The sequence below is a fragment of the Muricauda brasiliensis genome, assembly GCF_003057865.1.
In the GTDB taxonomy this organism is placed as follows: domain Bacteria; phylum Bacteroidota; class Bacteroidia; order Flavobacteriales; family Flavobacteriaceae; genus Flagellimonas; species Flagellimonas chongwuensis.
The window spans coordinates 47710-59800 of sequence record NZ_QBTW01000015.1; the positions used below are offsets into that span (position 1 = coordinate 47710).

General features: G+C 42.4%; 10 protein-coding genes. 2 read left to right on the top strand and 8 right to left on the bottom strand.

Annotation, left to right across the window (positions count from 1 at the left end):
* Positions 1 to 4 precede the first annotated feature (4 nt).
* The 3 genes from DCK90_RS11140 to DCK90_RS11150 form a co-directional block, all read right to left on the bottom strand.
* On the bottom strand, positions 5 to 1330 hold the full coding sequence (locus DCK90_RS11140) for an MFS transporter (RefSeq protein WP_394339704.1): 1326 nt from the start codon (positions 1328 to 1330) through the stop codon (positions 5 to 7).
* Positions 1331 to 1406: 76 nt separating this feature from the next.
* Positions 1407 to 2330: a tRNA epoxyqueuosine(34) reductase QueG gene (gene queG / locus DCK90_RS11145; RefSeq protein WP_108246295.1), complete on the bottom strand. Its 924-nt coding sequence runs from the start codon at positions 2328 to 2330 to the stop codon at positions 1407 to 1409.
* 51 nt (positions 2331 to 2381) lie between these two features.
* Positions 2382 to 2828, bottom strand: a complete 447-nt coding sequence (locus DCK90_RS11150) for a cupin domain-containing protein (protein ID WP_108246296.1) — start codon at positions 2826 to 2828, stop codon at positions 2382 to 2384.
* Between the two features lie 73 nt (positions 2829 to 2901).
* Here DCK90_RS11150 and DCK90_RS11155 point away from each other — a divergent pair, with 73 nt between their 5' ends.
* On the top strand, positions 2902 to 3498 hold the full coding sequence (locus DCK90_RS11155; protein ID WP_108246297.1) for a TetR/AcrR family transcriptional regulator: 597 nt from the start codon (positions 2902 to 2904) through the stop codon (positions 3496 to 3498).
* A 16-nt stretch (positions 3499 to 3514) separates the two neighbouring features.
* On the opposite strand, the gene DCK90_RS11160 is transcribed toward DCK90_RS11155, so the two are convergent.
* Positions 3515 to 4582 carry a c-type cytochrome gene (locus DCK90_RS11160; RefSeq protein ID WP_234414749.1) on the bottom strand — a complete coding sequence of 356 codons (1068 nt, stop codon included), beginning with the start codon at positions 4580 to 4582 and terminating at the stop codon, positions 3515 to 3517.
* A gap of 146 nt (positions 4583 to 4728) precedes the next feature.
* Complete coding sequence (gene ruvB, locus DCK90_RS11165) at positions 4729 to 5751, bottom strand: Holliday junction branch migration DNA helicase RuvB (protein ID WP_108246298.1); 1023 nt, start codon at positions 5749 to 5751, stop codon at positions 4729 to 4731.
* A gap of 129 nt (positions 5752 to 5880) precedes the next feature.
* Here ruvB and DCK90_RS11170 point away from each other — a divergent pair, with 129 nt between their 5' ends.
* The gene (locus DCK90_RS11170; RefSeq protein WP_108246299.1) at positions 5881 to 8133 is read left to right on the top strand and encodes an acyl-CoA dehydrogenase family protein; all 2253 of its coding nucleotides are present in this window, start codon (positions 5881 to 5883) and stop codon (positions 8131 to 8133) included.
* Between the two features lie 3 nt (positions 8134 to 8136).
* On the opposite strand, the gene DCK90_RS11175 is transcribed toward DCK90_RS11170, so the two are convergent.
* The 3 genes from DCK90_RS11175 to DCK90_RS11185 form a co-directional block, all read right to left on the bottom strand.
* Positions 8137 to 8961, bottom strand: coding sequence for a GIN domain-containing protein (locus tag DCK90_RS11175; protein WP_108246300.1), 825 nt, complete (start codon positions 8959 to 8961; stop codon positions 8137 to 8139).
* 122 nt (positions 8962 to 9083) lie between these two features.
* A complete protein-coding gene (locus tag DCK90_RS11180; protein WP_108246301.1) occupies positions 9084 to 10907 on the bottom strand; it encodes a cytochrome c oxidase subunit I in 1824 nt (607 codons plus the stop codon).
* A 38-nt stretch (positions 10908 to 10945) separates the two neighbouring features.
* Positions 10946 to 12067, bottom strand: coding sequence for a cytochrome c oxidase subunit II (locus tag DCK90_RS11185; RefSeq protein WP_108246302.1), 1122 nt, complete (start codon positions 12065 to 12067; stop codon positions 10946 to 10948).
* Between the last annotated feature and the right edge of the window lie 24 nt (positions 12068 to 12091).

Consider the following 12091-nt stretch of genomic DNA (forward strand, 5'->3'; position numbering starts at 1 on the left):
TGGTTTAGGAATCCAAGGGATAATCCTCTTTTGCCCTTTTCACATTGAGTCGCATGGCCAAAATGCTTGCAATAACAAAAAACGCGCCAGCAAAAAGCATCGCATTAACCGAATTACCACCTAAAAGGTTTTTAAAAATAGGGCCAAAAGAAAGTGTTTCAATACCCATCGGGATTACAATCATCATATTCAATATGCCCATGTAAACTCCTCTTCTTTCCTGCGGGACCACTTTGGACACCATACTGTATGGGATTCCCATCATGGCCGCCCAACCGATTCCGAACAGCACCATCGGGAAAAGCACATAAATTGGATCCTGAATGTACGGGATGGAAAATAGAGCAATTGCCGTTCCGAGCAAACTCAAAGCATACACTTTTTTGCCCCCAAATCGCAAGGTCAATGGCACCAGAACCAATGCTACTACAGCAGTAACTATATTATAGGTGGTACTCATTTTAGCTGCTTGTGCTGCCGCCTCGGAAGTATCGTACCCCAGCGAGACCCTAAACAAGGGAGTAATAAACTGCCAATACACGAATAATGCGTACCACTGAAAAAGGTAAACCGCGGACAGCTTCCACATAAATTTGGGCATTTGCTTTACCGCGTGGGCAATTTCTACAAAAGGAACCTTGAACCGTTCGGCAAACGGAAGTGCTTTGTGTTTATTGATTTCAGCCAATTCCTCATCTGTTGGAGGGATTTCGGGCGTCTTTAACACAGACCATAAAATAGTGGCTATGGAAAGAAAAGAACCTATAAAAAAGGAATAATACAACCATTTGGGTACAGTCCCCTCAACCTCTTGGCCTCCTCCAAACCAATCTTGAAATAAAAAGATAGAGGCATTGGCCAAAAGAATGCCCGCTCCCACAAATAGACTCTGCATCTGATAGCCCATACTAAACTGGGACTCCGGCAATTTATCACCCACAAATGCCCGGTAGGGCTCCATGGCCATATTGTTACCTACGTCCAAAATCCATAATAGTCCTACAGCGAACCATAAAGCTGGACTCAATGGAAAAGCAAACAAACAGATACTTCCCATTATGGCTCCAATCAAAAAAAAGGGTTTTCGCCTACCCCAACGTGGGGACCAAGTTTTATCCGATACGGCCCCAATAATAGGCTGAACGATCAACCCAGTAACCGGACCTGCAATATTAAGAATGGGGAGCATTTCTTCCGTAGCACCTAAAAAAAGAAATATGGGGTTAATGGCGCTCTGCTGCAGACCAAAACTGTATTGGATTCCAAGGAAACCAACATTCATGTTGAAAATCTGCCAAAAACTCAGTTTTGGTTTTGTAATCCTAATCATGTTGTTTGTTTAGCCACTTCTTCAACATTCTTTTAAAAAAATCAAGAATATTCAAAGAATATGGTTCAATATAATGTTATTTCTTCAGAAAATTGACATTACGTTGAAGACCTGAAAGTTTGGTTCGTTTTACCGCTGATTTCTTGAAGATTTTTTTGAACACATCCTCTGTAATCTCTTCCCAGTCTTTCTTGGTGAAGGACAACAGATCTGGATGAGGGCTGAAAAGGGGTTCGCTATGCGATTTGGAAAAACGGTTCCAAGGGCATACATCTTGGCAAACATCACAACCGAACATCCATTCGTCCAGTTTGCCATCAAATTCTGAAGAGATTTCGTTCTTCAACTCAATGGTGAGGTAAGAAATGCACTTACTGCCATCGACCACGTAGGGCTGTACAATCGCTTCGGTGGGGCAGGCATCTATACAGGCCGTGCAAGTACCGCAATGGTCGGTGACGGGCGCATCGTATTCGAGCTCCAAATCCACAATCAGTTCAGCGATAAAATAAAAAGAACCCACTTGCTGGGTCAGCAGATTACTGTTCTTCCCAATCCAGCCCAAACCGCTTTTAGCGGCCCATGCCTTGTCCAGAACCGGTGCGGAATCCACGAATGCGCGTCCGTGGACCTCGCCAATTTCTTCTTGAATAAAATGAAGCAAACTTTTGAGCTTGTCCTTTATCACAAAGTGATAATCCATCCCATAAGCATATTTGGAAATTTTATAGGAATCTGGGTTTTGTTCTTCAGAAGGAAAATAATTCAGTAACAGTGATATCACCGACTTGGAACCTTCGACCAATTTTGTAGGGTCCAAACGCTTATCAAAATGGTTTTCCATGTACTGCATTTCGCCATGCATGTTCTGCTTAAGCCATTTCTCCAAACGAGGCGCTTCTTCCTCCAGAAATCCGGCCTTGGAAACACCGCACGACAAAAAACCGAGGCGCTTGGCTTCGGTCTTTATTAGTTCTGTATTTTTCTGAAGAGCATTCAATATAGATGTTCAATAAAGTATTGAAATGCCAAGATACAAAAGAGTAAATCATTAATGCTGTGGTGGAGGCGGAATGGCCATATCATATTGTGATGCCGTAGCCAAAACTTTTTGAATAATTTCAGGTTCCACTGACTTCATAATAGCATCCTCTTCAGTTTCGGGAATGCCGAAAGTCTCAAAAAATTTATAGAACCCTTTTGGACTATGAATATTTACCCAAGTACAGGCAGTATCCGTTTTATTACTGAACGTATGCAGGGTTCCAGGCGGAATATCTACCGACTCTCCCTGTTTACAGATAAAGGTTTCCCCGTTTACAAAAAACTCAAGTTCGCCTTGGACGACCATAAAAGCCTCTTTGTATTCGCTGTGTACATGTGGCGGGGGTCCTTGCGCACCAGCTGGAGTTTCACAAACTACTAAATCATAATCACCCGTGGTCGGATGCAACGTCACTTTTTGGCCTAAGACCCATTTTGAAGTATTGTTTTTCATTTTTATGAGATTTTTGTCTCACAAACATATAGATTTATTTTTACAGGTCAAAATTTAATGAGATATTTGTCTCATGAAAGAGAAACATATTACGTCCGGACGTAAAAAACAGAAACAAAATACGAGGGATAAAATCCTTGAAGCATCAAGGAAGTTATTGGAAAAGAAAGTAGCCTTGACCATGGAGAATGTAGCGGAGAGCGCTGGTATTTCCCGAGCAACAATTTATAGGTACTACACCAATATTGATTCTATTTCCATGGATTTGATTCTTCAACTGGACGTTCCCAAACCTGATAGTTTTTTTGGCAATGACAAGGAAACATCAGAAAATGACACTCTTCTAAACATCCAAAAGGCATACTTGGATTTCAGTCTTCGAAACGAACAAACCTCAAGAAAGTTTTTGGCAGCTGTATTGGCATCATCCAACCCCCAAATGCGTAGAGGAAAAAACCGAATCAACACGCTCCGAGAGTACTTTAAATCCAACAATGTTGATTTAAGTGAAGAGGAGAAAGAAAAATTGATTCATCTGTCCGTACTTTTAATGGGAATAGAATCCATCATTACCGCAAAGGACGTCTGCGAATTGGATAATGAAACAACCTTTGAAACCTTATCTTGGGGCCTACAATTGATTTTGAAAGGATGCGGACTACATAAGTGATTTCTTCAACAGGGTTTCACTTGGTCTTAACCATATCAAATTCATCTTTATAATATTTCATAATGGGTTGAAATGGCCCCAATTGATGCTGCTGTTCACTAAAATGGTCTGAATAAGGACCATACGGGGTGGAAACAGGCTTTTTGACCAAATCCGGAAAATCAACCTCTCGGTTAGGCTTTGTTGGTCTCAATTTTTGATTGATATAACCTGCAACATCATATGCCTCTTCGTCGGTAAGCATGGGGCTGTCATATGTGGTTCCGTAGGGCATATTCCCTTTAATGAACTGCGCTGCGGTAATTACTCGAGTCATACCAGCGCCATTGTTGTACGAATCGTTTCCCCACAAAGGTGGGTACAAATAGGTACCGTCTTCCTGTGACTCTCCTTGTCCATCCGTACCATGGCATTCTACACAGGTTTGTTGAAAAACAAGCTCTCCATGTTTTAAATCCACTGCCCTATTCGGAATCTCAACACTTAAAAAGCCTTGACCCTCGATTTTACCGTTGGATGGTGCAGCCCTGCCCAACCATTCCAGATAAGCGAGCAACGATGTCATTTTTTCACTGTTTTCGGAAAGCACCTTGCCATTCATGCTGCGTTCCATGCAACCATTGATTCTCTCCTCTATGGTTCCCATTTTATCCTCTCGACCACGATACTGTGGAAAGCGCTTTACAACGCCAATCAATGGTGCGGCGTAGGGTTTGGTTCCGCCATTTAGATGACAACTGGCACAAGCCAGATTGTTTCCTGCATACATTTGCGTTGAATCCGTTTGTTTGGGTCCCAAATGTTGCGGAGTGTTCCTGAAAATTTCGAATCCTTCCTTTATTTTTTGGTTCTTAGCAGAGTTGGAGAGATTGTACACATTGTAATCCAGATAAAAGACATCATCCGGAAGTACTGCATACTCTTTGGAACCAAAGTCGCCGAATGCGGCCAATACCACTGTAAAGGCCAACCCCAGCATCAAAATGACACAGACCCCCAATTGCACGCACAGCTTTTTAATCTGGCGAGCAATGGCCAGGTTTTTATCCGAACTCTGCTCTTCAGGATGTATTGGTTCGTCCATGATTCCTCTTTAATCATGCAAAGCAATTACGAAATGATAAGATAGGGGTGCTTTCCTTGATTCCCATACAATGGATCTCCAATCCAAGAAGACAATCAAACAAGCAAGTAAATTACAAAAAGATTTAACTGGAAAGCAACAAAACATCAAAACAATCCGCCCTGCGTACCACCCTTCACCTTGCCCAAATGCCTATAGGCAAGTTCAGTGACCTCCCGCCCTCTCGGGGTTCGCATTATAAAACCTTGCTGAATCAAAAAAGGCTCGTAAACTTCTTCCAACGTTTCGGCACTTTCGGAAACTGCCGTTGCCAAGGTGGTGATTCCGACCGGCCCTCCTTTGAACTTGTCTATAATGGTAGTCAGGATTTTATTGTCCATTTCATCCAATCCATGAGCATCCACGTTTAGGGCCTTAAGACCAAATTGCGAAATTTCAAGGTCAATGTTCCCGTTACCCTTTATCTGGGCAAAATCCCGGACCCGGCGCAAAAGTGCATTACAGATTCTGGGCGTCCCCCTACTGCGACCTGCAATCTCTATCGCGGCATCGTTGGTGATGGGTACGTTTAAAATTTCGGCGCTACGCTCCACAATGGTGGATAAAAGTTCGGTATTGTAGTATTCCAAACGGCTCTGAATCCCGAACCTCGCCCGCATGGGAGCTGTCAATAGACCGGATCGCGTAGTGGCTCCGATCAAGGTGAACGGACTTAGGTTTATTTGCACGGTACGGGCATTGGGCCCTGTCTCGATCATGATATCGATTTTATAATCCTCCATAGCGGAATACAGATATTCTTCCACAATTGGACTCAACCTATGGATCTCATCTATGAAAAGGACATCCCTTTCATCCAAATTGGTCAACAAGCCGGCCAAATCGCCAGGCTTGTCCAGCACAGGACCAGAGGTGACCTTTATTCCCACGCCAAGCTCATTGGCAAGAATATGGGCCAACGTTGTTTTACCAAGACCCGGAGGACCATGAAAAAGGGTATGGTCCAAGGCCTCGCCCCGAAGATTGGCAGCCTGTACAAAAACCTTCAGGTTTTCGAGTACTTGGGCCTGCCCTGTAAAGTCATCAAAACTAATGGGCCGTAAAGCTCTTTCTATATCAAATTCTTCCGGAGAAAGATTATCGCCTGTTGGATCTAAATTTTCATTCATGGTTCAACAAATATAGTTGAAAACAGAATCCACCTAAAGTCATAAGCACTAAAATACCTGATAGCGTTCACTTCTTAAAAATCTAAATCTTACCTTAGATAAGTTTAAAATACATCAATATATCCCTTTATGGTTACCACAGATTATTCCACTGGAATTCTACAATACATCCCTTTTTTCTATGTCATTTGGTCTGACGACCTCCTCTCCGCTTCCGAAATATCGGTTGTTCAAAAAGCAATAAAGCTTGATGAAACATTGAGCAGTGAAGAGAAAAAACAATTGGACAGTTGGTTGCACAAGGACCGTCCTCCGCATGATGATGAAATCAAAAACTGGAAGCAGACCATTGCCACTTCCAAAGTAAAACTGATTGAGAGCGACACCTACCCTCTAACCTCACTTAGCCAAAGATTGGTGAAAAACGATGAATTGAACGAGCAGTTAAAACATATCGAAGTTCATCTTGGCATACAGCCCAACCACTACAACCACTTGTTCGATGTGGAGGTGGTTCATGAAAAAACTTCGGACGAATACGATGCCGATGTTCTGGATACTATTTTAAAGGGAGAACATGCCGAGGAAGTAGATGAGTTCCGGAAATTTTTGGATAAACCGGATTTTGCTTGGGAAATTTTACGGGATAAAGATGAATTCCGGAATAGGGTTTTGAAACAGGTACAGCTTTTAGGCGAAGCTGGATACGGTGCAATGGCCTATCCTGGCACATATGGCGGAACTGACAACATGCCGGCCTACGCCGCTATTTTTGAGCATCTGATGTTCGTGGACGGTAGTTTGGCCATAAAATTTGGGGTTCAATTTGGTCTTTTTGGTGGAAGCATTCAAAAATTGGGCACAAAAAAGCATCATGACCAATATTTGACCGATGCAGGGAAAACAAAATTACTGGGCTGCTTTGCAATGACAGAAACCGGGCATGGTTCCAATGTCCGTGGCATCAAAACAACGGCTACTTACGACAAAGCAACGGATTCCATTATTATACATACCCCAGGTAAGAACGACAACAAGGAATACATCGGAAATGCGCTGCATTCGAAAATGGCATCTGTTTTTGCACAGCTTATCGTCGATGGCAAAAATGAAGGTGTGCATGCGATTTTGGTTCCGCTGAGGAACGAAAATCACGATACACTGGAAGGCATCACCATCGAGGACAATGGCTATAAATTGGGACTGAACGGGGTGGATAATGGAAAAATCTGGTTCAACAATGTAAAGGTCCCCAGACAAAACTTGCTGAACAAATATGGGGAAATCAAGGATGATGGTTCCTACTTTTCCACCATTAAGAATCCGAACAAGCGCTTTTTCACCATGTTGGGAACTTTGGTCGGCGGTCGTATTTGTGTGGCCCGGGGTGCTCTGGGAGGCAGCAAAATGGCCTTGTCCATTGCGGTAAAATATGCACTTAACCGCAGACAGTTCAACGACAACGTTAAAATTCAGGAGGACCTGATCATGGACTACCCCACCCATCAATTACGATTAACCCCAAAAATTGCAGCGGCCTACGTATATCATTTCACCTTGGAGGATATGATGAAGTGCTACAGTGACGACTCCCAACCTGATAAGCGAAAGATAGAAACCCAAGTAGCAGGGTTGAAATCCATTATAACATGGTACGCCAATGATGCCATTCAGGAGTGTAGAGAGGCATGCGGTGGCAAGGGGTATTTATTGGAGAACCGTATTGCGGACCTTAAAGGCGATGTAGACATTTTCACCACTTTTGAAGGTGACAATACCGTTTTGCTACAACTAGCGGCCAAAGGTGTTCTATCGGATTTTAGGGCGGAGTTCAACAGTGCCGGTTTTGCATCGGTACTTAAACTTTTGCAGACACAGCTTACGGATAAACTTACGGCTATCAACCCACTCTATTCCAACAAAGTTGATGCCGAACACCTTTATAATCCAAAGTTTCACAAGCATGCTTTTGATTACCGGACCAGAAGGCTAACATATACCTTGGCGATGCGCATACGGGACTACATCAAAAAAGGAATTCCTTCGTATCAAGCTTTTTTAAAGGTTCAATCCCATTTACTGGCTCTCGGCAAGGCCTATAGCATTGAGCTGTCCTACAGTATTTTTTGTGACCACATCGAAGTTATTACCGACCTTAAGTATCGTGCTTTAATGGAAAAGGTGGGTTGCCTATACGCCTTGGACCAAATAAATTCGGATGCAAGGTGGTTTTTGGAGCAAGGCTACATTGGCAATACCAAATCCAAGGCTATCCGTCAGCGCGTAGAACGATTATCTACAGAACTAAGGCCGCATATTGAAGTTTTGGTGGATGGTTTTGGTATTCCCAAGCATTGCATGAGTGCTCCTATCACCAAATAATCGTCAATCCTCTTTTTTGATGAGCTGGGAGGTCCCCAAAAATTCTTCTATGGTAATCTTTGGTGTGCCGTAGAGGTAAATACCTGCGTTTCCAGAGGATTTTATGGATATATCACCAAATGAATACACTCTAGCATTGGCCGTGCCGGTAATTTCGAGTTGCGCTGAATTTATTTGCATGGTTTCGCCCTTATAGTTGGCATCGTCCAACAAATTGGCATGAAATCTATCCGAAGTGCCTTCCATGGCCAAGGATGAATTTCCTTCCATATCTACAACGCCGGAATTTATCTGTGCGTACACATAGGCCTGTGCCCTTTTGTTCAGATTTACGTTTAACGAATCTACCTCTAGATGAAAATCGCCGCTACTGGTATCTTCTAAATTGATGTCCATTACATCTGCATTCGCCTTAATGTCCAATTTGGTATTATTGAAACCATCCACGAACAGTTCCTCGGATTGGATAACGTCTTGGGAAGCCATAGCCCCGTTTTTTACAGTAATCGCATTGAGTTGGGTATAATTCACTGTGATTTCCAACTCCTTTTTTGCCGTGATGTTATAGTAAGAACTGATAACCAAAGTGCCATCATTCACCTCGAATTTTAGAATGTCCACTAAGTTATCATCAGCTATAAGATGGTAACCTGGCCCCAAAGATTTCTTCAGGTTGATTTCAAGGTCATCATTTAAGATTACAGCATTAAATGGTGGCAACTCCTCACTGACCTGGGTTACAATGCGACTACCCTTTATTTTAGGCTTACGTTGGGCAATGGTCACCATTGGAACTAAAACTAATAGCAGGATTACGATTTTTTTCATCACGGTTTTCTTTATGAAAAGGGGAATGCTTGTTTAAAGATATACAATTCACCTCAAAATATGTTCCAACAAAAAAAGCCCATCCAAATTGGACGGGCCTTCTCACTAATATAACTATGTTTTTAGTGGTTGAGTTCTTCTTCGTTCTCTTGAAGCGGAACGTTTTGCGGAACAAAATCCTGCCCTGCTATGATGTACTCACCATTCTCGTATGTTTTACTATAATCATATGCCCAACGGTACACGTGTGGAATTTCTCCAGGCCAGTTTCCGTGGATATGCTCCCTAGGAGTTGTCCATTCCAGGGTATTTGAGCCCCATGGGTTAACAGGTCCTTTTTTACCGTAGAATATACTTGAGATAAAGTTGTAAACGAATATCAACTGCGCCAAACCTGCGATTATCGCAAATACGGTCATTAATACCTGTACGTTCGTCAACTCATCGAACATTGGGAATGCTGTGTTCTCGTAGTAACGACGTGGCACACCTGCCATTCCCACAAAGTGCATCGGGAAGAATACCCCGTAGGCACACACTGCGGTAATCCAGAAGTGTACGTAACCCAAGTTTTTGTTCATCATACGGCCATGGAACATTTTTGGGAACCAGTGATAAATACCTGCGAACATTCCGTACAGGGCGGATATACCCATTACCAAGTGGAAGTGAGCTACCACGAAGTATGTATCGTGAACGTTGATGTCCAACGTACTGTCACCCAAAATGATACCTGTTAGACCTCCCGTGATAAATGTTGACACCAAACCAATAGAGAACAACATGGCAGGGTTGAGCTGCAGGTTACCTTTCCAAAGAGTGGTGATATAATTAAATGCCTTTACCGCTGATGGTATCGCAATCAATAGTGTTGTAAATGTAAATACAGATCCCAAGAAAGGGTTCATACCAGATACGAACATGTGGTGGCCCCACACAATTGTGGACAAGAAGGCAATTGCCAAGATGGAGGCAACCATCGCTCTATATCCGAAAATTGGTTTTCTTGCATTTGTTGACATTACTTCGGATGTGATACCCAATGCAGGCAACAATACGATATATACTTCGGGGTGACCCAAGAACCAGAACAAATGCTCGTACAATACGGGTGATCCACCTTGGTAGTGCAACACCTCTCCCTGAATAAAGATATCCGATAAAAAGAAAGAGGTTCCAAAGCTTCTATCCATGATCAGCAACAAAGCTGCTGATAACAATACAGGGAAAGAAATAACACCGATAATTGCCGTTACAAAGAAAGCCCAGATAGTCAATGGCAAACGTGTCATGGACATCCCTTTTGTTCTAAGGTTGATCACCGTTACAATGTAGTTCAATGAACCCAATAATGAAGAAGCGATAAAGATGGCCATGGATACCAACCAAAGCGTCATACCCATACCAGAACCTGGCTGCGCCATTGGAAGCGCACTCAATGGTGGATAAATGGTCCAACCTGCAGCTGCGGGGCCTGCCTCTACGAACAATGAAATAATCATGATGACAGATGATATAAAGAACATCCAGTAAGAAATCATGTTCATAAATCCGGAAGCCATATCCCTAGCGCCAATCTGCAATGGAATCAAAAGGTTACTAAAAGTACCACTCAATCCCTGTGTCAACACAAAGAATACCATTAAAGTACCGTGGATGGTCACCAATGCCAAATAAATATCGGCATCCATAACACCATCCGGAGCCCATTTTCCCAGAACAGCCTCAAAAATCCCGAAAGACTCGCCCGGCCATGCCAATTGCATTCTAAACAACAATGACATAGCAATACCAATGAATCCCATGATTAGACCGGTAATCAGATATTGCTTGGATATCATCTTATGGTCCTGACTGAAAATGTATTTTGTGATGAAAGTTTCCTTATGGTGATGTCCATGATCATCGTGGTGATCATCGTGACTTACATGGGCTACTTCAGACATATTCCAATTAATTTTTCGTTATTCTTTTAAGTTGTTTGTTACTCTTCCGAAGCGGATTCTTCTAATTCAACATCTGCCTCTTCATCTGTACTGGCTACTTGCTCTTCGGCTTCTGTTTCTGCTTCATCAACCATTACAGATTCTTTAAAGGTTTTCTGCTCGGCCATCCAAGCATTGAATTCCTCTTCGGTCTCCACTATAATCTTCATCTGCATGTTATAGTGAGATTTTCCGCATATTTTATTACACAACAATATGTAATCGAATTCCCATGGATCATCGCCTTTTTGAGCACGTATGGCATTGGTTCTTTTTACCTTATCCACAACATCAGGATTCAATCGCATCTCTTCTGTTGTCACTGTTGGTGTAAATGAAAATTGTGTAATCATACCAGGAACACAGTTCATCTGAGCTCTAAAATGAGGCATGTACGCAGAGTGCAATACATCTTGAGACCTCATTTTAAAGTTCACTTTTCTGCCAACTGGCAAGTGTAGTTCTTTTACAATGATATCGTCTTCCGCGTTAGGGTCAGATTCATCAATACCCAGAACATTGGCATTGGCAATATCAATCAACCGAACATTGGCCTCGCCCAAAACGTTGTCATCTCCTCCATATCTAGCTGTCCAGTTAAATTGCTGTGCATACAGTTCCACAATCAATGGGTCATCATCTTCGTTGATATCCATAATATTGGTCCATGTGTACAATCCCCAAAGGATTAGACCTGCCAATACTATCACCGGAATAATGGTCCAGATAAACTCCAATCTGTCATTATCTGCAAAGAAAAGTGCTTTTTTACCTGTTTCTCCCCTGTACTTGTAACCAAAGTAGTGCAACAATGCCTGTGTAATGGTCTGTACAAAAAAGATTATTGCGAAAGAGACCCACATTAACTGGTCGTAGTCACCACCATGTTCGGATGCCGCCTCTGGCAAAAGCATTTTATAATACTTGGCAAAGCTGAAAATTGTGATTCCGTAAATAAAAATGAGAAACGCAAACAACAAATAACCGTTGTTCTTGTTATCGGAATCGTTAGCTATCTCAGTGCGTTCTGTTTTAGTTTGCGATAGTTCAAAAATCTTGGTCATCTGCCAAATCGCAATCGCAACCAGTACTAAAACAGTAAATGTTAATAATGCAGTCATCGTATATCTATCTAAGACTTAAAT